The following is a 24,306-nucleotide window of genomic DNA, read 5'->3' as shown; positions in this document are numbered from 1 at the left end:
GGAACTGTGATGGAAGCACTGATTGGCTTGTTGGTACTGGCTTTGCTGTTGGTGCCGGTGCTGCTCATCGTCGCCCTGGTCCAGATCTCCGGGCTCAAGTCCCGGGTGTCGGGCCTGGAACGGACCCTGGCACAGCTTCGTGCGTCCGCAGACGCTCCGGCGGCACCGCGTGGCCGCGAGGACGAAACCCTGGCCGAGCGCATCGAGCGCATCGATCGTGAAGCGCTGCCGCAGACGCCGGCGCGCCCGATCGCCAGCACCGCGCCGCCCGCCGCGACTGCGCCGCGCACTACGCCGCCGCCGTTCCCGGCCACGCCGCCGGCCGTGCCGCCGCCGTTGCCGCCGCAACCGGCCGCCGTGGCGGCCTCGCCCATGCCGCTGCGCGCGCCCGTCGCGCCGACGCCGCGCGCACCGCGTGCGCCGTCGCCGCCGGACATCTTCACTCTCGGCGCGCGCTGGGTCCGGCGCTGGTTCACCGAGGGCAACGTCCCGGTCAAGGTCGGCATGCTGGTGTTGCTGGCCGGCGTCGCCGCGTTGCTGAAGTACGCCAGCGACCAGGGCTGGATGCACGTGCCGATGGAATTCCGCCTGGCCGGCATCGCCGCCGCGGCGATGGGCGGGCTGGTGTTCGGCTGGCAACAGCGCGAGCGCAAGCGCGTGTTCGCGCTGAGCCTGCAGGGCGGGGCGATCGGCGTGCTGCTGCTGGTGGTGTTCGCCGCGTTCAAGCTCTACGGCCTGATCCCGGCCGGCGCCGCGTTCGCGATCAGCGTGGTGCTGGTCGCCGGCACCGGCGTGCTGTCGGTCAAGCAGAACGCGCTGGCGCTGGCGGTGTTCGCGATCCTCGCCGGCTTCCTCGCGCCGATCTGGCTGTCCACCGGCTCGGGCAACCACGTCGCCTTGTTCGGTTACTACGCGGTGCTCAACGCCGGCATCTTCGCGATCGCCTGGTGGCGTCCGTGGCGGGTGCTGAATCTGATCGGCTTCGCCTTCACCTGGGGCATCGGCACCTTGTGGGGCGTGCTGAAGTACCGGCCGGAGCATTTCTCGACCACCGAGCCGTTCCTGCTGCTGTTCTTCGCCTTCTATCTGCTGATCCCGGTGCTGTACGCGCGCCGCCGCGCCGCCGGGCGCCGCGATCTCATCGACGGTTGCCTGGTGTTCGGCACGCCGCTGATCGCTTTCACTCTGCAGGCCGGACTGCTGGATGGCGATCGCATGCCGCTGGCGTTCTGCGCGCTCGGCCTGGGCGCGCTGTACGCGGCGCTGGCGTGGTGGTTGCGCCGCGATCAACGCTTTGTCGAACTGTCCACGCCGTATGCGTTGCTGGCGGTCGGTTTCGCGACCCTGGCCGTGCCGCTGGCGCTGGCCGCGGAAGCCACCGCCTGCGTGTTCGCGCTGGAAGGCGCGGCGTTGGCGTGGCTGGGGCTGCGCCAGCAGCGGTTGCTGCCGCAGCTCACCGGTCTGGGGCTGCAGATCGCGGCCGCGTTCGCCTTCATCGTCGGCGCCAGCGATTCGGTCTGGGAGGGCTATACGCCGATCCTCAACGCCAACTTCGCCGGCGCGGTGTTGATCGCGGTGGCGGGTCTCGCCAGCGCCTGGAGTTATCGCCGCGACGCCGCGCGCGCGCCGGCACTGGCCTATTACCTGTGGGGCCTGGCGTGGTGGCTGGGCGCGACCGGCAGCGAGATCGCCGATTTCGTGGCCGACCGCAACAGCGCCGACGCGGTGCTGATGCTGGTCGCGGTGACCGGCTGGGCGGCGGCGGAAGTGTTCCGTCGCCACGACTGGAAGGCCTTGTCGCTGACCGCGGCGCTGGCTTTCGCCGCGGCGCTGCCGTTGGCGCTGCTGCAGGCCGAAGCGCACCGCTATCCGTTCGCCGAGTGGGGCTGGGCAGCGTGGGCGCTGTATGCCGGCCTGGGTTGGCGCAGCCTGAGCAATCTGCGCGAACGCGCGGGGCCCGAGCTCGCGCTCGGCCATCTGGCCTGGCTGTGGGCGTGGGCGCTGGCGATCGGCGTGAGCTTGTTCCGGTTGCTGCGTCTGTCGATGCAGAACGATGTCGCCGCATTCGGCTCGGGCTGGACCGCGACCGTGCTGTTGCTGCCGGTGCTGGCGATGGCGGCGCTGAGCCTGTGGCGCGCTTCGATCATCGGCCGGCCGGTGGCGCAACGTTTCGAACAATGGCGCGCGCTGGCGTTGGCCAGTTTCATGCTGGTGCTGGTGGCGACGCTGGCGTTGACCCTGCTGACGCCGGCCAATCCGCATCCGCTGCTGTGGATTCCGCTGCTCAATCCCTTGTCGCTGATGCAGATCGCGACCTTGCTGATGCTCGGCTTCTGGCTCGCCACGCCCTTGGTCGGCGAAGCGCTGCGGCGGCGTCGCGTGCCGATCCTGGCCGCGATCGGTTTCGTCTTGATCACCGTCGAAGTGCTGCGCACCGCGCACTTCTGGGGCCATGTCGGATGGGGTTCGTCGATGTTCTCCACCAGCCTGGTGCAGACCAGCCTGACCGTGGTGTGGAGCGTGCTCGGCGTGGCCGGCTGGATCGCCGGCTCGCGCCGCGGCCAGCGCGGGCTGTGGCTGGCCGGCGCGGTGTTGATGGGCGTGGTGCTGGCCAAGCTGGTCGTGGTCGATCGCAGCCATCTGGGCAATCTGCTCGGCATCGCCTCGTTCATCGCCTACGGCCTGCTGTGCACCTTGGTCGGTTACTTCGCGCCGGCGCCGCCGAGCCGTTCCGACGATAACGATCGAAATCCGCAGGAGGCTCAGGCATGAAGCGTTATCTGATGTGGTTGGCGGCGTTGCCCTTGCTCGCCACGGCCGCCCCGCGCCAGGACTACGCGCAGCAGTGGCCCTTGCAACTCAGCCGCGACGACGGCGGCGCGTATCGTGTGGTGCTGGACGAAGCGGTGTATCGCCAGACGCAAAGCGCGCAGTTGCGCGATGTGGACGTGATCGATCGCAGCGGCGCGGTCGTGCCGGCCTCGGTGTTCGCGCCCGAGCAACCGATCGCGCGCGCGCCGCAGCGCGTGATGCTGCCGTGGTTCCCGTTGCCGGCGTCGCCCTCGGGTTCGGCCACGCAAGGCTGGGAGCTGGTCAGCGAAATGGAAACCGACGGCCGCCTGCGCCGGGTCGAAGCGCGCAGCACCGCCGCCGACACCGCCAAGCTGCCGCAGACCTCATTGCTGATCGATGCCAGCCGCCTGCACGCGCCGATCCTGGCCTTGGAGCTGGAATGGGCGCCGGGCGCGGCGCTGGACGCGGCCTATGGGGTCGAAGCCAGCGACGATCTCGATCATTGGCGCAGCCTGGGCAGCAGCGGCCGTCTGGTCGATCTGCAGCGCGGCGGCCAGCGGCTGGTGCAGCGGCGGATCGTGTTCGATGCGGTCGGCGAACAGGCGCGTTACCTGCGGTTGACCCCGCAGGACCCGAAATCGGCCGCGCAGATCAACGCGGTGACCGCGGAACTGGCCGGCAACGCGGCCGGCGCGCCGTTGCAGTGGCGCGAGCTCAAGGGTCAGCGGGTGGAACTCAAGGACGGCGGCATCGCCTTCGAATACACGCTCGACGGCCGCTTCCCGATCCAGCAGGCCGACGTGGCGTTGTCGGGCAATCACGCACTGGAATGGCGACTTGAGAGCCGCGACAACGAAGAACAGGGCTGGTTCGCGCAGGCCGGCCCGTGGATGGCATATCAGGTCGCCGGCAAGGGCGATGGCGACCGTTCGGCGGCGCGGCAACTGGCCTCGACCGTGCGCGATCGCCACTGGCGTTTGCGCGCGAACGGCGCGGTGCCGGGCGAGCCGGTGTTGCGCTTGGGCTATCGGCCGGAAGTGGTGGTGTTCCTGGCGCAGGGCGAGCCGCCGTATGCGCTGGTGGCCGGCAGTGCGCGCGCGGCGCGCGGGGATTCGCCGTTGGCGCATCTGATCGAAGCCTTGCGCACTTCGCGCGGGCGCGACTGGCAACCGGCCGATGCGACGCTGGGGTCGGCTGTGGCGCTGGCGGGAGCGTCGGCGTTGGTGCCGGCTGAGCCTGAGCGCGATTGGCACTCGTACATGCTGTGGGCGGTATTGGTGGCTGGCGCGTTGATCGTGGCGGGGTTTGCTTTCAGTTTGTTGAAGTCGAATAAGCCGGCGGCGCCGTGAGGTAGCGATACGCCGCGGCGGCAGTTGTTTTTGCAGTTGCAGTTGCAGTTGCCAAGATTTTTCTTCGGCTCTGCTTAGAACTGCTCTGCTTTAGCTCTGGCCTGGCGCCGCCTGTAACTCGCGAGACCGAAGGACACCCGAAGGGCGGCGCACATGGACGTGCGCCGGGTGCCACCTTGGGCAGGATGCCCAATGTGGCACCTGCCTGCGCAGGCATCGCACTCGTGGCTTTTGACTCGAAACAGTCAATGCGTTTTCTTTGGTTACTTTCTTTGTCGCTTTGGACAAAGAAAGTGACCCGCCGCTTTATGGCGGAAGCGTTTAGCGTTTGATCTTGCTTGTTGCGTTTGATCTTGCTTGGGGCTTCTAGGGCTTCTAAGAAACCTGAAGTTCCTGATCGAAACAACCAGACCCGCGCACTCCCACCTATCGTCATTCCCGCGAACGCGGGAATCCAGGGCCTTTCGTGCGAGAACGTTTGAAGTCTCTGGATTCCCGCGTTCGCGGGAATGACGAGCAAAAGAAGCCTCAAGCGAGAGCAAGAGCAAGAGCAAGAGCGAGAGCGAGAGCGAAAGCAAGATCAAACGCCTAAAGCTTCCGCCATGGAGCGGCGGGTCACTTTCTTTGTCCAAAGCCACAAAGAAAGTAACCAAAGAAAGGGCTTTGGCTGTTTCGAATCAAGAGCCACGAGTGCGGTGCTTGCGCAGGCAGGTGCCACATTGGGCATCCTGCCCAAGGTGGCACCCGGCGCACGTCCATGTGCGCCGCCCTCCGGGTGTCCCTGGTCTCGCGAGTTACTAGCTGCGCCCGGCAACGGCAACAACAAAAGCGAAGCCGAAGCAGGGCACAGCAAAGCGAAGCCGGGGCAAAGCAAAATCTCGGCAACGGCAACGGCAACGGCAACGGCAACGGCAACCGCAACCGCAACCGCAACGGCAGGCGCGGGGTGGAGCGGCTAGGACCGGCATCCGATGCGCCGTCATCCGGAATTGAGACCTCGCCAGCCCCATCGCCCCCCGCCATTCAGCCCCCAAGGTTTATTTCGCGCCCCCACCCCGCGACAATAGCCACCCCCAGCCGCGCCCCGCGCCGGCCGCAGCATCCCCACGCATTGCCCCAGGAGGCCCCGTGTCCATCGTCCGCATGACCGATCTCGATCTCGCCGGTAAGCGAGTGCTGATCCGCGAAGATCTCAACGTCCCCATCGACGACGGCCGCATCACCTCCGAGCTGCGCATCCTCGCCGCGCTGCCGACCCTGAAGCTGGCGCTGGAAAAAGGCGCGGCGGTGATGGTCACCTCGCACCTGGGCCGGCCGAAGGAAGGCCAGTGGAGTCAGGCCGATTCGCTAGCGCCGGTCGCCCAGCGGCTGTCGGAACTGCTCGGCATCGAAGTGCCGCTGATCAAGGATTGGGTCGATGGCGTGCAAGTGCAGCCCGGCCAGTTGGTGCTGCTGGAAAACTGCCGCATGAATGTCGGCGAAGGCAAGGACGACGAAGCGCTGTCGAAGAAATACGCCGCTTTGTGCGATGTCTTCGTCATGGACGCCTTCGGCACCGCGCATCGCGCCCAGGCCTCCACGCACGGCGTCATCCGTCACGCCAAGGTCGCCGCCGGCGGCCCGCTGCTGATGGCCGAGCTCGATGCGCTGGCCAAGGCCCTCGACAACCCGGCGCGGCCGCTGCTGGCCATCGTCGCCGGTTCCAAGGTCTCGACCAAGCTGGAACTGCTGTCCTCGCTGGTGAGCAAGGTCGATCAGCTGATCGTCGGCGGCGGCATCGCCAACACCTTCATCGCCGCGATGGGCCACGGCGTGGGCAAGTCGCTGGTCGAAAACGATCTGATCGACACCGCGAAGAAGATCATGGCCGACGCCAAGGCGCGCGGCGCCGATATCCCGGTGCCGACCGACGTGGTGGTGGCGCCGGCCTTCGCCGCCGATGCGCCGGCCACGGTCAAGGCCGTCGATGCGGTCGGCGCCGACGACATGATCCTCGACATCGGCCCGGACACGGCCGCGCGTTACGCAGAATTGATCAAGAACGCCGGCACCGTGGTCTGGAACGGCCCGGTCGGCGTGTTCGAGTTCGACGCCTTCGGCAAGGGCACGCAGACCCTGGCGCTGGCGATCGCCGCATCCAAGGCGTTCTCGATCGCCGGCGGCGGCGATACCCTGGCCGCGGTCGATAAGTACGGCATCGAACAGGACGTGAGCTACATCTCCACCGGCGGCGGCGCGTTCCTGGAATTCCTCGAAGGCAAGGAATTGCCGGCGGTGACCGCGCTCAAGCAGCGCGCGGGTTGAGCGCGATGTCCGAGGCGTCGATCCAGGCCGGCAAGCCCACGCTGTTTTTCGATCTCGACGGCACCCTGATCGATTCCTCGGTCGGCATCACCCGCTCGATCTCCTACGCGCTGGAGCAATTGCGGCATCCGGTGCCCAGCGAGCAGGTGCTGCGCTCGTGGATCGGCCCGGCGCTGCGCACCAGCTTCCTGCCGCTGCTGGGCGATGAGCAGCGGGTCGAGCAGGCGGTGGCCTTGTATCTGGAACGCTACAGCCGCGAAGGCTGGACCGAGCACCAGGTCTACGACGGCGTCGGCGACATGCTCGACGCCGCGCGCGCGGCCGGTTACCGCATGGCCGTGGTCACCGCCAAGAACGAGAACAACGCGCGCAAGATCCTCGCCCATCTGCCGTTCGGCGGGTATTTCGAGGACGTGATCGGCTCGACCGTGGACGGCCGGCTGACCCACAAGGTCGATCTGATCGCCGAAGCGCTGCGCCGTTTCGGCCTGCAGGCGGCGCAGTGCCTGATGATCGGCGACCGGCGCATGGACATCGAAGGCGCGTTGCAGCACGGCATGGGCAACATCGGCGTGTTGTGGGGCTTCGGCAGCGAACAGGAACTGCGCGAAGCCGGCGCGCAGCGTCTGGCGGCGGCGCCGACGCAGTTGCCGGGCCTGCTCGCGGCCTGAGTGCGATCGCCGGGGCGTTGCGCGCCGGCGATTCACTGCGATCTGTCGCGGCGGCGCGATTCATTCGACGGCGTTCCTGCGAGAACGCCTCGCGGCAGGCGATGCGCTGCCTGCCGCTACTACCGGTGTACTCCACCGCGCAGCGCCGGATGAACCGGGCGCGCAACGCGCCGCATCATGGTGCGCTGCACGATACGCCCGTCGATCGCGACGCTCCGGCGCGCACATGCAGGCAGCGGCCATCCTGGGGCCTCGCCGTCGCGGGCGCCGCGATTGCGAACGCGTTTACGCATGTCAAAAACGTCAAAAGCCAAACCAATCACGTTTGCGCAAAGTGATGACAGTTCGACTCTCCAATACGCGCCCCTAAGTGACAGCAGTTGGTTAGGGTGCCCGAGCGGCGAATGGGCGCCGCTTAACTCGGGAGAGCAACAGCATGCGTCGTATCGGATTATTCGCCGCGGTGTTCGCGGTCGCGTTGATGGGCAGCGTGTCCTTCAGCGCCGGTGCCAACAGCTGGCAGGGCACCTGGTACTACTACAACGCCGAAGGCGCGCAGATCGGCAAGTGGACCGCCGGCTGCGGCGCCGCCGACGGTCGTTGGGGCGACACCAGCGGTTCGAACAAGCGCTTCACCCAGGGCTGCGCGGTCGAAAGCTGATCGCGAACCGGCCCGGCCGGTCTTCGCGCAAGGCCACGACGAGGCCGCGCGCGAGGGACGGAAGGCTCCGTTCGCTCCGGAGCTTTCCGTTTTACCGGCCGCACGTTTCGACGCCGGCGCCGCCGGCGCAAACCCGCGGCGCGCCGAAACCTCGGCGCCGTCCGCATTCATCGTTCTTCGAAGACAGGAGGGATAGCCATGCGTGTTATCGCAATGTCGTCGTTCGCCGCACTGCTCGCCATCGCCGCGCTGACCGTCAGCGTCAAGGCCGCGCCGCCGTGGCAGGGTTACTCGATCACGTATTTCAACGCCGCCGGCGAAGTCATCGGCGGCGCCACCGCCAATTGCGGCGGGCAATACCTGTCATGGGGCGAGACCTCCGACATCGTCCAGAAACGCACCTGGATCTGCGACTGATCTGATCATCGCTAGCCGCGCCGGGGCTCGTTCGCGGGCCCCGGCGCGTATGCGGGCCTCGCGCGCCGCATGCGAACGCGACGGCCGCGCCCCGATCGCCCTCAGTGCCTGGACCGCGCCGCGCGCCAGTCCTTGACCAACAGCCCGAGCAGCTCGCTGTCGGTCACCCGCTCGCCGACGAAGAAACTTTCCCGCTGCACGCCCTCGGTCACGAAACCCAGGCGGTGCAACAGGGCGCGCGAAGCCGCGTTGGCCGGGTCGATGCCGGCATCGCAGCGATGCAGGCCCAGCGTGTCGAAGGCCCAGTCCAGGGCCAGCGTGGCTGCCTCGCGCGCGATGCCCAGGCCCCACTGCGCCGGATGCAGCGCATAGCCCAGCTCGGCGCGGCGATGGTTGGCGTCGAAGCGGAACAGCGTGCAGCTGCCTATCACCGCGTCGTCGCCGTCGGCGATCACCCAGTTGATCAGATTGCGCTCGGCCATGCCCTTGCGGATCTGCGCGATCAGCTCGTGCGCCTCGCTCATGGCCTGCATCGGCGGACGGCTCCAATAGCGCATGACCTGCTCGTCGCCGAACACGGCGAACAAGCCCTGCGCATCGCGCTCGTCTTCGCGCGGCCCGCGCAGACGCACGCGCGGGCCCTGCAGCAGCGGGAAATCCTCCAGCGCGGCGAGCGCGGCGGCGATGGCCTCGCCGGGTTTCGACATCGTCATGACCACCTCGGACGGTTACGTACTGTGGCGTGTGCACGGTGCGCGCGACCGTAACCCGGCCCGCGGTTCGAAGCGCGGCGAAGCTGTGCTAGCTTGGCCGACAGTCCAGAGAGTCTGCCATGCCCACCACCCCACGACGCACCAAGATCCTCGCCACCCTGGGCCCGGCCACCGATCCGCCGGGCGTGCTCGATGCCTTGCTCACCGCCGGCGTCGATGTGGTCCGCCTCAATTTCTCCCACGGCGATCCGTCTTCGCAGGTCGCCCGCGCCAACGCCGTGCGCGAAGCCGCGCTGCGGGTCGGGGTGGAAGTCGGCATCCTCGCCGATCTGCCCGGGCCGAAAATCCGCATCGAACGCTTCGCCGAGGGCCGGGTATTGCTCAAGGCCGGCGACCGTTTCGACCTGATCGCCGCGGAAAACCCGCCGCCGGGCAATCTGCGCGAAGTCGGCGTCAGTTACCTGGGCCTGCCCGGCGACGTCAGCCCCGGCGACGTGCTGCTGCTCGACGACGGTCTGTTGCAGTTGCGTGTCGGCGCCATCGACGGCGACCGCATCATCACCACCGTGCTCAACGACGGCGCGCTGTCGGATCGCAAGGGCCTGAACAAACTCGGCGGCGGCCTGTCGCTGGGCGCGCTGACCGAGCGCGACAAGGAACTGATCCTGATCGCCGCCGAGCTGGGCGCGGACTTCATCGCCGTGTCGTTCTGCCGCAACGCCGAGGACATGAACGAAGCGCGCCGGATCGCCCGCGCCGCCGGCAGCGATGCCGCGCTGGTGTCGAAGATCGAGCGCGCCGAGGCCATCGAGAACCTCGCCGAGATCGTCGAGGCCAGCGACGTGGTTATGGTCGCGCGCGGCGACCTGGGCGTGGAGATCGGCGATGCCGAACTGCCCGGCCTGCAGAAGAAGATCATCCGCGAATCGTTGCTGCGCAACCGCGTGGTGATCACCGCCACGCAGATGATGCAGTCGATGGTCGACAACCCGATCCCGACCCGCGCCGAAGTGCTCGACGTCGCCAACGCGGTGATCGACGGCACCGACGCGGTCATGCTGTCGCAGGAATCGGCCGCCGGCCGCTATCCGATCAAGGCGGTGGAGGCGATGGCGCGCATCTGCCTGGGCGCCGAGCGCCAGTTCAACCACGACACCGATTTCGAAGCCGCGCCGCGCAACCTGGAACGCGCCGACCAGGCCATCGCCATGGCGGCGATGTTCCTGTCCGAGCACATCGGCGTGCGCGCGATCGTGGCGATGACCGAGTCCGGCGGCACCGCGCGCTTCCTCTCGCGTTTCCGCTCCAACGCGCCGATCTACGCGTTCTCGCGCCACGATGGCGCGCGCCGGCGCATGGCGATGATGCGCGACGTCTACCCGATCGATTTCGACAGCCGCGGCCAGGCCTCGCGCGACGCCGCACGCAACGTGGTCAAGCAGTTGTTCGATTCGGGCAAGCTGGCCCAGGGCGAGCGAGTGATCTTCACCAGCGGCGACACCATGGAACAGCACGGCGCGACCAATACGCTGCGCCTGCTGCAGGTGGGCGAGGGCGGCAGCGCCGAGGGTTTGGGCGAGTTGTAAGGCGGCATATCGCCTGTTCGAAGCATGTTCCAGGCTTGGGAGGTCACCGGTCTCCCAAGTCAGGCATAACCTGCGAGGTCTTTTGTGGGAGGGGCTTCAGCCCCGATGCTTTTCGATCAGGCACTGTGATCTGAAAGAAGAGCATCGGGGCTGAAGCCCCTCCCACAAAAGACCTCGTGGTGTCGATGCAGCGGGATCGTTCCGCCTCGCTCTAATATCGCGGCGCCCGATTGGAAGCGGCATCGGGGCCGAGGTCTGTCACTACAGAAACCTCGAGGTATCGCCACAGCGAGGCGATTACGCCCCGACGTAGCCGCCCCGGAACACCGGCTTCCACTGGCCCGGCTTGCGCGTCCAGATCTGATACTCCGTGCCCTCGTACTGGCCGAGCTGGAAAATCAGTTCCGGTTCGCCGTCGCCGTCGAGGTCCAGGCGATCGAAATAACGATGCGTTTCCACGACATCGCCGCCGGTCAACTGGACCAGCCGGCCGGCGGTCTTGTAGCCACCCTTGCCGTCGGATTCCAGGATCAGCACCGCATCCACGCTCATTTCGGCCGCATTCTCGCTCTTCGGCGGCAAGTCCCAGACCAGGCTGGCGACATGCACGGTGCCGAGCTTGCCGGCGTCGAAGGCATGGATCTGCACGCCGCCGCGTTGCTCGGCGCTGGGGCGGGCCTTGAGCGCCTTGTCGATCTGGCCGCGATCGATCTTCTCGCGCTGCAAGGCCGCGCGCAGTTCGCTCTCGATGGCCTTGCGCGCGCTCGCCGACACCGCGGCATCGGCGTGCGCCGCCTGCGCGGTCGCGACGAAGTTGGTCGCCAGGCCGGCGACGTCGTCGCTGCGCGCGGTCATCGGCGCGAGCCTCACCTGCGCTTCCAGACCGGTGCCCGCGCTTTCGCGCGGCTCGATCACCTGGACCACGCCGTCGGCGCCGCCGCGACGATAGAAATGCAGGCCGCGCCGGACCGGGTAATAGCCCGCCTCGGTCTGCATGCCGGTTTCCAGATAGCGGCCGCCGTCCTCGACCCGCGCGACCGCGACCGCCCAGCCGCGATCCACCGCGAACAGCAGTTTCGGCTCGCCGTTCAGGCGCTCGGCCTTGGGGTTGAGCAACTGGTCGCGGATCAGGCCGGCCTGGCGCGCGCCCTCGCCATCGCCGGCGGCCTGCAGCGCGTCGATCAGCATCTGATGGCTGCGCGCCTGATACGGCGACAAGGCCACCGCGCGTTCGGCCCAGGTCTTGCGCTGATCCGGCGCGGCCGTCGCGTACCCCGAGGCGATCGATTCCGCCGTCGGCACCTTGGCCTGCAGCAGGTCGGCGCGAATCCAGCCCACCGCCGGCGAATCGCCGTCGGTATGCCCGCGGACCCAACCGTTGAGTTCGCATTCGATCGCCACCGCCGTGGCGATCGGCACCCGGCTGACCAGGCCGGCCTCGCTGCGCGGCACCGGCCGCATCAGCGCCGCGGTGACCGAGACATAGCGCGTGCCGGTCTTGGGTGCGGCCTTGCACGAGGCGACGGCGGATTGGTATTCGGCGTCGATGTCGGCGGCGTGGGCGGGGCCTGCGTTGATCGATGCCAACGCGATTGCCAGCGCCAGCGACGATATGCAGACGAGAAGAGGGCTGGGTGCGGGGCGATGTGACATGTGCGCTGTCCTTGGCGGGCGATATCGCCGCGAAGCCTATGATCTCGCGTTGCACTAAGCAATCTTGATGTTCGCGGGGCTGCGCAATGACGTATTTTCCGCGCGTCATATCAACCATTTCTACTGCCGGGTCCCCTTGTTCCGAATCGGCTTGCACGTGTCGCGGAGCACGCGGTCACAGACCTGCAAACTGGAGAGGTAGCATAAGTAGATAAGCCGCCCTGATTTGGTGGCGGTGAGCGCGAAGACTTCTGGCAGGAGAAAGGCAATGAAGTTAGCTAAAGGGATGTTGTTCTGCGCGTCGTTGGCGTTGGTTTCGTTCTCCGCCACAGCTGCGGACGACGATTTTTATGATTTCGGCGGCATGTATGGCGGCGGCTTCGCCAGCGGCAGCCAGATCGCCTATCCGAATCCGGCGACGGGTGAGGCCAGTTGCCCAAGCGGTTACAGCGCTCATCAGGTGTTCGGCACCGCCAACGTGGATTGGTTCGCGTTCCTGTGTACCCGGCCGCACATCGCGGGGCGTGCGCCGCTTTACGATTTCGGAGGCATGGTCGGAGCGGCGGCCAGCGACGTAAACGGCGCCTTGCCGTGGTCGTCGGACACGTTCTATTTCCTCAACCCGCTGACCCATGCGCCGAGCTGCCCCAAAGGCTATACGCGCCAAGCTGTGCTGGGTACGCAGGGGGTCGATAAAGAGTTGTACTACTGTTGGCGCAGTCACACAGGCGCCGACGTGCGCATGCGCTTTGGCGGAATGAGCGGTGATGCCTTGCCGCAGCCGTATCCGAATCCAGCGCGCCCGCAAGGCTCGCCGCAATTCAACGACTGTCCGAACGGCTACAAGCGCTACACCGCGTTGGGTACGCCGAATGTCGACTACACCTTCTACTACTGCGGCATCGCCCAGAATCCTCTGCTCGAAGCGGCCGGTCCAGGCAGTCTCGGCATCGGCGAACCTGTCGTGTCCAATGCCGTAAATCGTTCCCCCACCGACAGCCGCGCCGCGGAAGTCGCGGACTTGGACCAGCAACTGGCGGATATCAAGAGCCTGCGCCCGAGGGTATTGCGCATGTGGATGCTTTCATCGGACATGCTGGTCGATGAATCGACCACCGGGATCAATATCGACCTGTACCGACGCGCTGTGCAGTCGCTGCATGCCTCGGGCATCACCATCGTCGGCATGGACAACTCCTTCCCGCAGTGGATGACCGGTTTTCCGCCTGATGCCGGCATATGGGTCGTGCCCTGCCGTGGGACCGCGGCTTACACGCAGTTCCTGAATCGATACGAAGCCACCTGGTTGACGATGGCGTCTGAATTTCCTCAGATAAAGCACTGGGAAATCGCGAACGAAACCAATGGCGACAAACTGATGAAGCCGCCGGGGGCCGGGCCGGCCGCGTGTGCGATGGGTAAGACGCAATTCACGCCGCAAGATCGCGCCGACATCACCACGGATCTGATGTTCCGTGCGCATCGCGCAATCAAGTTGGCCAATCCGCAGGCGTTGGTTTTCATGCCGCCGCCGTCGCCATTGAATGATCACGTCAAACTGACGCCGATCTACGATTTCATCAAGATGCTGTACGAGAATATTCGAAGCGGTCAGTTCGGCAGTCCGAGCGCCCGCGACTTCTTCGATGGTGCCGCTTGGCATCCGTATATCTTCAAGGATGCGAACGACGAAAGCTGGGTCATCCCGAACAACAGGATCCATGGGCTTCTGGCGGAGTACAACGACGCGAACATTCCGGTGTTGCTGTCCGAAGTTGGAAACTCCAGCTATGGGAACGTCGATGATGTCATCGACGACTGGTTCTTGAATACGGTCAAAAAAACGCATGACGCCTCGATGCCGTGGGTCACTTATCTGATTTGGTTTCGTGCTTTCGACGACCCGCGCGCCAATTGGGGCAACATCGAACAGGAAAAACGTTACGGCATTCTCAAGGGCGATCTCGCGCCCGCGCCGACGGTCCGGACCCGATCGCCAACCGCTGTTCGCTTCTGCCAGATGCAGCGCTGCGATTCGCCGGAATAGGGTCTGCGTCGGGTTTGCCGCTAGTCGCGGCTTGATGTTGCCGCGGCTGTCCGCGGAGCCTGTGACGGCCGAGAGTCTGTTCAGCACGAACGCCCGCCCCGGCTGTCGCCGTGGCGGGCCTGACCGGCCGGTGCCGGTCGTGGCGCGGGCCCGTGGCTGTAATCGATTTCCTTTCCAAACTGTGGCGGATTTTCGCTAAGTGGCTGATTGAACAGGCGTAGCGACAGGGCAACATTCACCGTCAGCCGCTATAATCTCCGGCTTCCCACCGCTGCCGCAGGATCTCCATGAGCATCGAACAGCTTGCCGAAACCGCCCTGGCGATGGTCGCCCCGGGCAAGGGCATCATCGCGATCGACGAGTCGACCGCCACCATCGCCAAGCGTTTCGCCGGCGTCGGTATCGAGAACACGGAAGAGAACCGCCGCGCCTACCGCGAGCTGCTGCTGACCACGCCCAAGCTCAACGAATACATCTCCGGCGCGATCCTGTACGACGAAACCCTGCGCCAGTCCACCAAGGCCGGCGTGCCGTTCGCCAAGCACATGGCCGAAAACGGCATCATCCCGGGCATCAAAGTAGACAAGGGCCCGCAGCCGCTGGCCGGCTTCCCGGGCGAAGTGGTCACCGAAGGCCTCGACGGCCTGCGCGCGCGCCTGGAGGAGTACTACAAGCTCGGCGCCCGTTTCGCCAAGTGGCGCGCGGTCATCAACATCGGCGACGACATCCCCTCGGGCACCTGCATCGAAGCCAACAACCACGCGCTGGCCCGTTACGCCGCGCTGTGCCAGGAACAGGGCCTGGTGCCGATGGTCGAGCCGGAAGTGATCATGGACGGCAACCACGACCTCGACACCTGCTTCGAAGTCACTGAAGTCACCCTGCGCTCGCTGTTCGGCGCGCTGTACGAAAACAGCGTGCTGCTCGAAGGCACGATCCTCAAGGCCTCGATGGTGGTGCCGGGCACGCTCGCCCACGAGCAGGCCAGCGTCGATGACGTCGCCGCGGCGACCTTGCAGTGCCTGAAGTCCACCGTGCCGGCGACCCTGCCGGGCATCGTGTTCCTGTCCGGCGGCCAGTCCGACGAGGACGCGACCGCGCACCTCAACGCCATGAACCAGCTGGGCCCGAACCCGTGGCCGCTGTCGTTCTCCTACGGCCGCGCCATGCAGTCGGCGGCGTTGAAGCTGTGGTCGCAGGACCTGGTCGGCAACTACGCCCGCGCCCAGCAGACCGTGTACGAGCGCGCCAAGGCCAACGGCCTGGCCGCGCTGGGCCAGTGGAAGTCGGCGGCGTAAGCCACCGCCTGGATCGCTGCGAAAAACGCCGGCCTCGCGCCGGCGTTTTTCGTTAGGGCCCGGCACTTCCGGCGCGGGCGCGGGCTGCGCAGAATCGGTGATCGCGCGGCCGGGCCGGTGCCACGGTCCCGGCGTCGCGGATCGAACGCGCACCTTCACAATCCCCGCTCATCGAACGCAAGGCACTCAGACTCATGGAAACCCAATGGCTGGCCTTTTCCATCGCGGCGCTGATGGTGACCGTGGCGCCGGGGCCGGATACGTTTTTGGTGATCGGCAACGCGCTCAGCGGCGGCGTGCGGCGCGGGCTGGCGACGGTCGCCGGCATCCTCACCGGCGGCCTGTTCCACGTGTCGCTGTTCGCCTTCGGCGTGGCGCGACTGCTGATGTATTCCGAGCGCGCGTTCTGGACGGTGAAGATGCTCGGCGCGGTGTATCTGATCTACCTCGGCGCCAAGGCGCTGCGCTCGGCCTTGCGTCCGCGCGCCGATGCCGACATCGACGGCGCCGCGCCGGTCCACGCGTCACTGTGGCGCGGTTATGCGCAGGGCGTGCTGACCAATGCGCTCAATCCGAAGATCGCGATCTTCTATCTGGCGTTCCTGCCGCAGTTCCTCGCCCCGGGCGACGACATGGCGGTGCAGTCGGTGCTGATGATCGGCTTGCATTACGTCATGGGCACGGTGTGGCTGAGCCTGCTGACCTTCGGCGCGGCGCGCATGGCCGCCTCGATGCGCAGCGCGCGCGTGGCGCGCACGCTCGACGGCATCGTCGGCAGCCTGATGCTGGGATTCGGGGTGAAACTGGCCTGGTCTTCGCGCTGAGGCGCTGGGCCCGGGCGTGACGGATCGGCTCGCGGCCCGTTAGGCTGGATGGATTGATGGCCAGGGAGTACGGCGATGTCGGATAACAAAGCGCCCTTCGTGCCGCCGCAGGTGGCGACGTTGCTGAAATCCAAGGACAAGATCCAGGCGATCAAGCTGGTGCTGGACAGCAATCCGGGCATCGGCCTGCGCCAGGCGAAGGACGCGGTCGAGGAGTACGAACGGCGGCTGGCGGTCGGAGCGCTGGCGGCGTCCGCGGTCGCGGCAAACGCTTCGACCAGTCACGCGCCGAAAGCCGGCTTCCCGGAGGCCGCGCGCGAAGCGATCCAGCGCGGCCAGACCATCGTCGCGATCAAGATCGTGCGCGAAGCTTATGGTCTGGATCTGCGCCAGGCGAAGGATCTGGTCGAGGCTTACGCCAAGAAAGGCGAGGCCGCGCTGGGCGGTGTCGCCACACCCGCAGACTCGCTCACGCTGCAACTGCCGGCCGAGGTGCTGATGCTGATCCTCAAGGGCGAACGCACGCGCGCGGCGCAATTGCTGCAGGCCCACTTCGGCCACTCCGCCACCGATTCGGTGAACCGGATCGCCGATTACGAAGCCGCGCGGAAAAAGCGCGGCGTAATCGGCGACAGCGGGCGCACGGTCAGCCCGGGCGACAACAACGGCGGGATGTTGCTCGCCGCGGCGTTGATCGCCATCGTGCTGGTGTTGATCGGGTATTTCGTCGCGGGTTGATCGTGTTGCGGCGGTCGCGAAACTCGTTCGCGACCTTTATCCGGCGGCCGGTCTGATCGCGGCCGCAGCGAGCTGCGACCGCGACAGAGCAACCACGCCGAACCTGCGTTACAGGCGCTTCAAGTCGATATCGCGACTGAGAAAGCGCCGGAGCCGATCGCCGCTGCCGCCATCAGCCCAACGACGCCAACCACTCTTCGTCGCTGCCTTCGTTCACGCCTTCGAACAGGAAGGTGCTGAGGTAGCGCTCGCCGGTGTCGGGCAACATCGCCAGGATCACCGCGCCGGGTTCGGCATCGCGCGCGACTTCCAGCGCCGCGGCCACGGTCGCGCCGGCGGAAATGCCGACGAACACGCCTTCCTCCGCGGCCAGACGGCGCGCGGTGTCGCGGGCCAGCACGTCGTCCACCGGCACGATCGCGTGGGCGGCGTCGCGGTTGAGCACGGCCGGGACGAAGTCCGGCGTCCAGCCCTGGATCTTGTGCGGCTGCCATTGCGCGCCGGCCAGCAGCGATGCGCCGGCCGGTTCGCACGCGGTCACGCGCACCTCGGGCCGAGCCATGCGCAGCACCTCGCCGACGCCGGTGAGGGTGCCGCCGGTGCCCCAGCCGCTGACGAAATGATCGAGCCGGCGGCCGGCGAAGTCCTGCAGGATTTCGGCCGCGGTGGTGCTGCGGTGATAGGCCGGGTTGGCCGGATTCTCGAACTGGCGGGCCAGGAACCAGCCGTGTTTCTGCGCCAGTTCCGCCGCCTTGCGCACCATGCCGCTGCCGCGCTCGGCGGCCGGGGTCAGGATCACCTTGGCGCCGTAGGCGCGCATCAGCTTGCGCCGCTCGACCGAGAAGGTTTCGCTCATCGTCGCCACGAACTTGTAGCCGCGCGCCGCGCAGACCATCGCCAGCGCCACACCGGTGTTGCCCGAGGTCGCTTCGATCACGGTATCGCCGGGCTTGAGCTGGCCGCGCTGTTCGGCGTCGAGGATGATCGCCAGCGCCAGACGGTCCTTGACCGAGCCGCCGGGATTGAAGGACTCGACCTTGGCGTACAGGCTCACGTGCTCCGGCGCCAGGCGCTGCAGGCGCACGATCGGGGTGCGGCCGATGGTGTCGAGGATGCTGTCGTGGATCATGGGACGGGCTCCTTGGGGGAAGCGCCGAGTATGAACCCCGCGCCGAGCGCGGGCCGCGTCGCGACGGTTACCGCGTTGCAACATGCGCAGGCGCACAGTGTCGCGGCGGCATCGGCGGCGCGCATCCGCGGCGCCGGCGGGCCGGCCTGGAGGGACGCGCGACGCGCGCGATGGCGATTTTGCCGATACGGTGGTCAACCAATGGCCCACGCAAGCGTTAACGATCCACCGCTAGAATCGCGCCGGCCGAAGCCTGGGGGCTTCGGCGCCGCGCGGCCGGCGTTCGTCGCGCGCATCGCAGGCCGGGTTCGCCGTACCGTCCGCCAGATTCGCGTCACCGCCCTCACCGGGCCCCGTTCAGAGAACCGCATGCCACCACGTTCCGGACTTCGCACCTGCTGCATCCTTGCTTTCGCCATCGCCCTGGCCGCGTGCGGCAAAGGCGGCAAGACGCAAGGCGGGCCCGCGGGTCCGGGCGGGCAGGGCGGGCAGGGCGATCGTCCGACCCCGGTCACCGCCGAGCAAGTGCATCTGCGCCCGTGGAACGACACCGTGCAGGCGCTGGGCAACGTCAAGGCGCGTGAGTCGATCACGGTCACCGCCAAGGTCAGCGAGATCGTCCAGGGCGTGCATTTCGACAGCGGCGATCACGTCGCCGCCGGCGCTTCGCTGATCACCCTCAGCGGCCGCGCCCAGCTGGCCGCGCTGGCCCAGGCCGAGGCGACCGCGAAAGAAGCCGACCAGTTGCTCAAGCGCCAGACCGAACTGGCGGCGCAGCAGTTGATCGCGCGCTCCTCGCTCGACACCCAGCGCGCGACCCGCGACGCCACCCGCGCGCGGGTCGAGCAGATGAAGGCCGATATCGGCGATCGCGAAGTGCGCGCGCCGTTCGCCGGCGTGCTCGGCATCCGTCAGGTCAGCCCCGGTTCGCTGGTGACGCCGGGCACGCCGATCGCGACCCTGGACGACACCGAGCGCGTCTACATCGATTTCCCGGTGCCCGAGACCCTGCTGGCGCGCATCGCCAAGGGCCAGAGCGTCAGCGGCACCAGCGCGGCCTATCCTGGCAAACGTTTCGAAGGCGAGGTCAGCACCATCGATGCGCGCATCGATCCGGCCACGCGCGCGGTCACCGTGCGCGGCGATTTCCCCAATACCGATCATCTGCTGCGGCCGGGCATGCTGGTGCAGGTGACCTTGCTGCAGCCCGAACGCCAGGCGCTGTTGATTCCGGAAATCTCCGTGGTCCAGGTCGGCACCGATTCCTATGTGTTCCGGCTCAAGCCGGACAACACGGTGGAGCGCGCCGACGTGGAAGTCGGCACGCGTCGCGAAGGCCTGGCGGAAATCGTCGAAGGCCTGAAGGTCGGCGACAAGGTCGTGGTCGATGGCACCGGCAAGCTGCGGGTCGGCAGCAAGGTCGATGTGTCGGCGGCGCCGGCGCCGGCCGCGCAGACGCGCGAGGCCGAGACCGATGCGAAGGCGCCGGCGGCATCGGCACCGGCGTCGTCCGGCGGCGCGGCGGCGGGCAAGGACGGTCGTAATGGCTGATTCGTCCGGGTTGTTCGAACGGTTGCGGCTTTTCATTTCGTCGTTTCCGCGAACGCGGGAATCCAGCGACTTCCGTGCGGATGCGTCAAAGACCCTGGATTCCCGCGTTCGCGGGAATGACGGGCAAAAGCGGAACAGTGATAGCGGCAGCGGCGCGGCGACCGGCAAGGCTCCCGTCTACGTCGCCGCCAAGCGCGGCGAACCCAAGCGCCGCGAAGGCCGGGGCGGCGGTCGATGAATATCTCCGACCTGTCCATCCGCCGGCCGGTGTTCGCCACGGTGATGAGCCTGTTGCTGATCACCCTGGGCGTCATGGCGTTCTCGCGCCTGACCTTGCGCGAATTGCCGGCGATCGATCCGCCGGTGGTGTCGGTGGACGTGACCTATCCCGGCGCCTCCGCCTCGGTGGTGGAAACCCGCATCACCCAGGTGCTGGAAGACGCGCTGGCCGGCATCGAAGGCATCGAGAGCATCGAGTCGCGCAGCGTCAACGGCCGCGCCTCGATCAGCATCGAGTTCACTCTGCAGCGCGAGATCGAAGCGGCTGCCAACGACGTGCGCGACGCGGTCAGCCGCGTTTCCAACCGCATGCCGGAAGAGGCCGATCCGCCGCAGATCGAAAAAGTCGAAAGCGACGCCGACCCCATCTTGTGGCTCAACATGAGCTCCAAGCAGATGGACACGCTGCAGCTGTCGGACTATGCCGAGCGCTACGTGGTCGATCGCCTGTCCTCGGTGGACGGCGTCGCCCAGGTGCGCATCGGCGGCCAGCAGCGCTACGCGATGCGCATCTGGCTGGACCAGGACGCGCTGGCCGCGCGCGATATCACCGTCAACGAAGTCGAAGCCGCGCTGCGCGCGGAGAACGTCGAACTGCCGGCCGGCCGCATCGAATCGCAGGCGCGCGACTTCACCCTGCGCGTCGCCCGCAGCTATCAAAAACCGGCCGATTTCGCCCAGATTCCGCTGAAGAAAGGCGCCGACGGCTATGTGGTGCGGCTGGGCGACGTGTCCAAGATCCAGCTCGACTCGGCCGAACGCCGCGCCTATTACCGCAGCAACGGCGAGCAGAACATCGGCCTGGGCATCGTCAAGACCTCCACCGCCAACAGCCTGGACGTGGCGCGCGCGGTGCGCGCGGCCGCCGATCAGATCCGCCCCGGCCTGCCGCAGGGCACGGACATCTTCGTCGCCTTCGACACCACCATCTTCATCGAGTCGGCGGTCGAGCGCGTGTACCACACGCTGGCCGAGGCGATCGTGCTGGTGCTGATCGTGATCTGGCTGTTCCTGGGCAGCTTCCGCGCCGCGCTGATTCCGGCGGTGACGGTGCCGGTGTGCCTGATCGCCGCGTTCATTCCGTTGTACCTGTTCGACTTCTCGATCAACCTGCTGACCTTGCTGGCGCTGGTGCTGTGCATCGGCCTGGTGGTGGACGATGCGATCGTGGTGCTGGAGAACATCCAGCGCCGCGCCGACCTGGGCGAGCCCAAGCTGGTCGCGGCCGCGCGCGGCACCAAGCAGGTCGCCTTCGCGGTGATCGCGACCACCGCGGTGCTGGTGGCGGTGTTCCTGCCGGTCGGCTTCATGGAAGGCAACACCGGGCGCTTGTTCCGCGAACTGTCGGTGGCGCTGGCCGGCGCGGTGGCGTTGTCGGCGTTCGTCGCGCTGACCTTGACGCCGATGATGTCGTCCAAGTTCGTGCGCCCGCACAGCGAAGAAAAATCCAATCCGGTCAATCGCTGGATCAACGCGCGCCTGGACGGCGTCAGCCGACGCTACAAGGGCCTGCTCGATCACACCGTCGAGCGGCCTTGGCTGTTCGGCATCCTGATGCTGGTCGCGCTGGCGATGAGCTTCGTGCTGTTCAAGTTCGTGCCCTCGGAACTGGCGCCGCAGGAAGACCGCGGCTCGTTCCAGATTTCGATCCTGGGCCCGGAAGGCGCCGGTTACGACTACACCGTCAAGCAGGTGCAGCAGGTCGAGAAGATCGTCGCCTCGCACACCGGCCCGAACGAAACCATCCAGCGCTACAACCCGCGCGTGCCCGGCGGCTTCGGCGCCAGCGAGGAAATGCATACCGGCCGCATCGCGGTGTTCCTGCAGGATTGGGACAAGCGCGACAAGAGCACGGCCGAGGTCGCCGACGGCCTGCGCGGCGAGCTGAGCCGGCTCACCGGCGTGCGCGCGCTGCCGCAGGTCGGCGGCGGTTTGGTGCGCACGCGCGGGCAGCCGATCCAGATCGTGCTCGGCGGTCCGGAATACGGTGAACTGGCCAAATGGCGCGACCGCCTGCTCGCGCGCATGGAGCAGAACAAGGGCCTGTTCTCGGCCGACTCGGACTACAAGGAAACCCGGCCGCAGATGCGGGTGGAGATCGATCGCCAGCGCGCGGCCGACCTGGGCGTGAGCGTCACCGACATCGGCCACGCCCTGGAAACCATGATGGGTTCGCGCCGCGTCACCACCTTCGTGCAGAACGGCGAGGAGTACGATGTGATCGTCCAGGCCGATCGCGACCTGCGCACTTCGCCGGCCGATCTGTCCGCGATCCAGGTGCGCGCGCGCAACGGCGGCCTGGTGCCGCTGTCGAATCTGGTCACGCTCAACGAACTGGCCGAAGCCGGCAGCCTCAACCGCTTCAACCGCCTGCGCGCGATCACCATCAGCGCCGGCCTCGCGCCCGGCTACACCATGGGCGAGGCGATCACCTGGTTGAATCAGGCGGTGGCCGAAGAACTGCCCGAGCAGGCGCAGATCGACTGGAAGGGCGAATCGCGCGAATACCAGAAGGCCGGCGGCGCGGTGCTGATGACCTTCACCCTGGCGCTGCTGGTCGTGTATCTGGTGCTGGCGGCGCAGTTCGAAAGCTTCATCCACCCGTTCGTGATCATGTTGACCGTGCCGCTGGGCGTGCTGGGCGCCTTGATCGGCCTGTGGATGACCGGCGGCACGCTGAACCTGTTCAGTCAGATCGGCATCGTCATGCTGGTGGGATTGGCGGCGAAGAACGGCATTTTGATCGTCGAGTTCGCCAATCAGTTGCGCGATGAAGGGCGCAGCATTCACGAAGCGATCGTCGAATCCTCGGCGGTGCGCCTGCGGCCGATCCTGATGACCTCGATCGCCACCGTGGTCGGCGCGGTGCCGCTGGTGCTGGCCGGCGGCCCGGGTTCGGCCAGCCGCGCGACCATCGGCATCGTGGTGATCTTCGGCGTGTCGTTCTCGACTCTGCTGTCGCTGTTCATCGTGCCGGCGTTCTACGTGCTGCTGGCGCGCTTCACCCGCTCGCCCGAAGCGGTGGCGCAGGAATTGGAGAAGCTGGAGAAGGAAACGCCGCAGGCGGGTGGTCACGCCTGATCGGTGGCGCCGGGGCGCTGGCCTGGCCCCGACGCTGTGAAGCCCCTCCCACAGAGATCTCGGAGCAATGCACCTGCTTCAGTTTGCAGCCGGCGCCTCGCGATACAACCGCAAGAATTTGAACATCTTCGGCCATTCCTCTCGCGGCTTGAGCACGATCGCCACCTCGCGCCCGTCCAGCGCCGATTCGGTCAGCACCAGGTGATCGGCGACCTGCTTGGCGTTCTCGAATTCGCTCGCATTGACCTTGCACACGGCTTTGAAGAACGGCCCGGCCAGCCACTGAGCCACTTCCGGGGTGTCGCGAAACTTCAGGTAACCGGCCAGGGACGCGTGGGCGACGGCGACCATGGCGAAGCCGAGCGGGATGTCGTCGCGGACCAGGATGTACATTTTCATCGGTTGAAAGGCCGTTGGGAGCGAACAGGGGCGGGGCCGCCGGACTAGCCGATTTGCAGCGCGGCGGCCACGTAATTAGGCTAATCCTATGAACCTTCCCCCCTCAGCCGCCAGCCCGCCGCCGCGGGGCGATGGTTTCGTGCTGCGTCCGTGGCGCAACGACGACCTCGACGACCTGGTCGCGCAAGCCAATCACGAGCGCATATCGCGCGGTCTGAGCGACCGTTTTCCGTATCCCTACACCCGCCGCGACGGCGAGCTGTTCCTGTCCGGACAGGTCGTCGATCTGAACGAACCTTTGTTCGCGATCGAAGTCGACGGCCGCGCCTGCGGCGGCATCGGCGCGCATCCGGGCAAGGGCGAGCGCAGGTACGCGGCCGAGTTCGGCTATTGGCTCGGGCATTCGCTGTGGGGTGCCGGGCTGATGACCCGGGTGGTGGCGGCGTTCGCGCCGTGGGTGATGCGCGAGCTGTCGCTGTACCGTCTGTGCGCGACCGTGCTGGATCACAATCCGGCTTCGGCGCGGGTGTTGTTGAAAAACGGGTTTACCGAGGAGGGCGCGCAACGCTGCGCGGTCTTCAAACACGGGCAAGTGCACGACCTGCGCGTGTTCGCGAAAGTACGAAGGAGTTTGAACGATGCAACGTGACGATCCGCCGCGCGGTCCGCGCAAGCCTTACAGCGGGCAGGGCCCGGGACCCAAGCAGGAACCCCGGCCGGATTCGGGGCCGAGCCCGTGGCGCAGCGGTCCGCGCCGCGAGGACGAACGCAACGCGCGTCCCGCCGCGCCGCCGCGCCAGGGCGCGCCGGCGC

Annotated in this window: 19 protein-coding genes; 15 read left to right on the top strand and 4 right to left on the bottom strand. The window is 67.1% G+C overall.

Features of this window, described 5'->3' with window-relative positions:
- Positions 1 to 9: 9 nt before the first annotated feature.
- The 6 genes from AB4Y92_RS23315 to AB4Y92_RS23290 all read left to right on the top strand — a co-directional run bounded on the left by AB4Y92_RS23315 (position 10) and on the right by AB4Y92_RS23290 (position 8,195).
- On the top strand, positions 10 to 2,772 hold the full coding sequence (locus tag AB4Y92_RS23315; protein WP_441821801.1) for a DUF2339 domain-containing protein: 2,763 nt from the start codon (positions 10 to 12) through the stop codon (positions 2,770 to 2,772).
- Complete coding sequence (locus AB4Y92_RS23310; protein WP_441821800.1) at positions 2,769 to 4,142, top strand: DUF3999 domain-containing protein; 1,374 nt, start codon at positions 2,769 to 2,771, stop codon at positions 4,140 to 4,142. Before AB4Y92_RS23315 ends, AB4Y92_RS23310 begins: the two co-directional genes overlap by 4 nt.
- Positions 4,143 to 5,270: 1,128 nt before the next feature.
- Positions 5,271 to 6,446, top strand: coding sequence for a phosphoglycerate kinase (locus AB4Y92_RS23305; RefSeq protein WP_441821799.1), 1,176 nt, complete (start codon positions 5,271 to 5,273; stop codon positions 6,444 to 6,446).
- Between the two features lie 5 nt (positions 6,447 to 6,451).
- Entirely contained in the window at positions 6,452 to 7,117 is a 666-nt protein-coding gene (locus AB4Y92_RS23300; protein WP_441821825.1) for an HAD hydrolase-like protein, read from the top strand.
- A gap of 436 nt (positions 7,118 to 7,553) precedes the next feature.
- Entirely contained in the window at positions 7,554 to 7,778 is a 225-nt protein-coding gene (locus tag AB4Y92_RS23295) for a DUF6289 family protein (protein ID WP_441821798.1), read from the top strand.
- A 198-nt stretch (positions 7,779 to 7,976) separates the two neighbouring features.
- The gene (locus AB4Y92_RS23290; RefSeq protein ID WP_441821797.1) at positions 7,977 to 8,195 is read left to right on the top strand and encodes a DUF6289 family protein; all 219 of its coding nucleotides are present in this window, start codon (positions 7,977 to 7,979) and stop codon (positions 8,193 to 8,195) included.
- Positions 8,196 to 8,296: 101 nt separating this feature from the next.
- Here the strand turns inward: AB4Y92_RS23290 and AB4Y92_RS23285 are convergent, their stop codons facing one another.
- Complete coding sequence (locus tag AB4Y92_RS23285) at positions 8,297 to 8,908, bottom strand: GNAT family N-acetyltransferase (RefSeq protein WP_441821796.1); 612 nt, start codon at positions 8,906 to 8,908, stop codon at positions 8,297 to 8,299.
- Positions 8,909 to 9,027: 119 nt separating this feature from the next.
- On the opposite strand from AB4Y92_RS23285, the gene pyk reads away from it, so the two are divergent.
- Positions 9,028 to 10,494, top strand: a complete 1,467-nt coding sequence (pyk, locus tag AB4Y92_RS23280; protein WP_441821795.1) for a pyruvate kinase — start codon at positions 9,028 to 9,030, stop codon at positions 10,492 to 10,494.
- 297 nt (positions 10,495 to 10,791) lie between these two features.
- On the opposite strand, the gene AB4Y92_RS23275 is transcribed toward pyk, so the two are convergent.
- Positions 10,792 to 12,081 (bottom strand): hypothetical protein, encoded by a 1,290-nt coding sequence (locus AB4Y92_RS23275; protein ID WP_441821794.1) that lies wholly within the window; start codon positions 12,079 to 12,081, stop codon positions 10,792 to 10,794.
- Between the two features lie 334 nt (positions 12,082 to 12,415).
- Between AB4Y92_RS23275 and AB4Y92_RS23270 the strand changes: the two genes are divergently transcribed.
- The 4 genes from AB4Y92_RS23270 (at position 12,416) to AB4Y92_RS23255 (ending at position 17,054) form a co-directional block, all read left to right on the top strand.
- Positions 12,416 to 14,194, top strand: coding sequence for a hypothetical protein (locus tag AB4Y92_RS23270; RefSeq protein ID WP_441821793.1), 1,779 nt, complete (start codon positions 12,416 to 12,418; stop codon positions 14,192 to 14,194).
- Positions 14,195 to 14,481: 287 nt separating this feature from the next.
- On the top strand, positions 14,482 to 15,492 hold the full coding sequence (locus AB4Y92_RS23265; protein ID WP_441821792.1) for a class I fructose-bisphosphate aldolase: 1,011 nt from the start codon (positions 14,482 to 14,484) through the stop codon (positions 15,490 to 15,492).
- Positions 15,493 to 15,686: 194 nt separating this feature from the next.
- Positions 15,687 to 16,316, top strand: coding sequence for a LysE family translocator (locus AB4Y92_RS23260; RefSeq protein WP_441821791.1), 630 nt, complete (start codon positions 15,687 to 15,689; stop codon positions 16,314 to 16,316).
- 75 nt (positions 16,317 to 16,391) lie between these two features.
- The gene (locus AB4Y92_RS23255) at positions 16,392 to 17,054 is read left to right on the top strand and encodes a hypothetical protein (RefSeq protein ID WP_441821790.1); all 663 of its coding nucleotides are present in this window, start codon (positions 16,392 to 16,394) and stop codon (positions 17,052 to 17,054) included.
- A 172-nt stretch (positions 17,055 to 17,226) separates the two neighbouring features.
- On the opposite strand, the gene cysK is transcribed toward AB4Y92_RS23255, so the two are convergent.
- Positions 17,227 to 18,183: a cysteine synthase A gene (cysK, locus tag AB4Y92_RS23250; RefSeq protein ID WP_441821789.1), complete on the bottom strand. Its 957-nt coding sequence runs from the start codon at positions 18,181 to 18,183 to the stop codon at positions 17,227 to 17,229.
- Between the two features lie 369 nt (positions 18,184 to 18,552).
- Between cysK and AB4Y92_RS23245 the strand changes: the two genes are divergently transcribed.
- Genes AB4Y92_RS23245 through AB4Y92_RS23235 form a run of 3 tightly spaced genes read left to right on the top strand, consistent with a single transcriptional unit; the run spans position 18,553 to position 23,094 of the window.
- Positions 18,553 to 19,734 (top strand): efflux RND transporter periplasmic adaptor subunit, encoded by a 1,182-nt coding sequence (locus tag AB4Y92_RS23245; protein WP_441821788.1) that lies wholly within the window; start codon positions 18,553 to 18,555, stop codon positions 19,732 to 19,734.
- Entirely contained in the window at positions 19,727 to 19,972 is a 246-nt protein-coding gene (locus AB4Y92_RS23240; protein WP_441821787.1) for a hypothetical protein, read from the top strand. The genes AB4Y92_RS23245 and AB4Y92_RS23240 overlap by 8 nt, the downstream gene beginning before the upstream one ends.
- Complete coding sequence (locus tag AB4Y92_RS23235) at positions 19,969 to 23,094, top strand: efflux RND transporter permease subunit (protein WP_057941800.1); 3,126 nt, start codon at positions 19,969 to 19,971, stop codon at positions 23,092 to 23,094. The genes AB4Y92_RS23240 and AB4Y92_RS23235 overlap by 4 nt, the downstream gene beginning before the upstream one ends.
- Before the next feature lie 78 nt (positions 23,095 to 23,172).
- Here AB4Y92_RS23235 and AB4Y92_RS23230 read toward each other — a convergent pair whose 3' ends face one another.
- Positions 23,173 to 23,493 carry a peptidyl-tRNA hydrolase gene (locus AB4Y92_RS23230; RefSeq protein ID WP_441821786.1) on the bottom strand — a complete coding sequence of 107 codons (321 nt, stop codon included), beginning with the start codon at positions 23,491 to 23,493 and terminating at the stop codon, positions 23,173 to 23,175.
- An 88-nt stretch (positions 23,494 to 23,581) separates the two neighbouring features.
- On the opposite strand from AB4Y92_RS23230, the gene AB4Y92_RS23225 reads away from it, so the two are divergent.
- Positions 23,582 to 24,142, top strand: coding sequence for a GNAT family N-acetyltransferase (locus AB4Y92_RS23225; RefSeq protein ID WP_441821785.1), 561 nt, complete (start codon positions 23,582 to 23,584; stop codon positions 24,140 to 24,142).
- Positions 24,143 to 24,306 lie beyond the last annotated feature (164 nt).

It is taken from the genome of Lysobacter sp. TAB13 (genome assembly GCF_052113885.1).
GTDB lineage: Bacteria > Pseudomonadota > Gammaproteobacteria > Xanthomonadales > Xanthomonadaceae > Lysobacter > Lysobacter gummosus.
Note: the sequence above shows the minus strand (reverse complement) of the source record. Positions and strands in the feature narration are given on the sequence as shown.

Excerpts from the sequence above, each read along its gene's own strand:
- AB4Y92_RS23290 (WP_441821797.1), top strand. The coding sequence starts at position 7,977 with ATGCGTGTTATCGCAATGTCGTCGTTCGCCGCACTGCTCGCCATCGCC.
- AB4Y92_RS23270 (WP_441821793.1), top strand. The coding sequence starts at position 12,416 with ATGAAGTTAGCTAAAGGGATGTTGTTCTGCGCGTCGTTGGCGTTGGTT.
- AB4Y92_RS23230 (WP_441821786.1), bottom strand. The coding sequence starts at position 23,493 with ATGAAAATGTACATCCTGGTCCGCGACGACATCCCGCTCGGCTTCGCC.
- AB4Y92_RS23300 (WP_441821825.1), top strand. The coding sequence starts at position 6,452 with ATGTCCGAGGCGTCGATCCAGGCCGGCAAGCCCACGCTGTTTTTCGAT.
- AB4Y92_RS23245 (WP_441821788.1), top strand. The coding sequence starts at position 18,553 with ATGCCACCACGTTCCGGACTTCGCACCTGCTGCATCCTTGCTTTCGCC.
- AB4Y92_RS23260 (WP_441821791.1), top strand. The coding sequence starts at position 15,687 with ATGGAAACCCAATGGCTGGCCTTTTCCATCGCGGCGCTGATGGTGACC.
- pyk (WP_441821795.1), top strand. The coding sequence starts at position 9,028 with ATGCCCACCACCCCACGACGCACCAAGATCCTCGCCACCCTGGGCCCG.
- AB4Y92_RS23255 (WP_441821790.1), top strand. The coding sequence starts at position 16,392 with ATGTCGGATAACAAAGCGCCCTTCGTGCCGCCGCAGGTGGCGACGTTG.
- AB4Y92_RS23265 (WP_441821792.1), top strand. The coding sequence starts at position 14,482 with ATGAGCATCGAACAGCTTGCCGAAACCGCCCTGGCGATGGTCGCCCCG.
- AB4Y92_RS23295 (WP_441821798.1), top strand. The coding sequence starts at position 7,554 with ATGCGTCGTATCGGATTATTCGCCGCGGTGTTCGCGGTCGCGTTGATG.
- AB4Y92_RS23240 (WP_441821787.1), top strand. The coding sequence starts at position 19,727 with ATGGCTGATTCGTCCGGGTTGTTCGAACGGTTGCGGCTTTTCATTTCG.
- cysK (WP_441821789.1), bottom strand. The coding sequence starts at position 18,183 with ATGATCCACGACAGCATCCTCGACACCATCGGCCGCACCCCGATCGTG.
- AB4Y92_RS23225 (WP_441821785.1), top strand. The coding sequence starts at position 23,582 with ATGAACCTTCCCCCCTCAGCCGCCAGCCCGCCGCCGCGGGGCGATGGT.
- AB4Y92_RS23310 (WP_441821800.1), top strand. The coding sequence starts at position 2,769 with ATGAAGCGTTATCTGATGTGGTTGGCGGCGTTGCCCTTGCTCGCCACG.
- AB4Y92_RS23235 (WP_057941800.1), top strand. The coding sequence starts at position 19,969 with ATGAATATCTCCGACCTGTCCATCCGCCGGCCGGTGTTCGCCACGGTG.
- AB4Y92_RS23285 (WP_441821796.1), bottom strand. The coding sequence starts at position 8,908 with ATGACGATGTCGAAACCCGGCGAGGCCATCGCCGCCGCGCTCGCCGCG.
- AB4Y92_RS23315 (WP_441821801.1), top strand. The coding sequence starts at position 10 with ATGGAAGCACTGATTGGCTTGTTGGTACTGGCTTTGCTGTTGGTGCCG.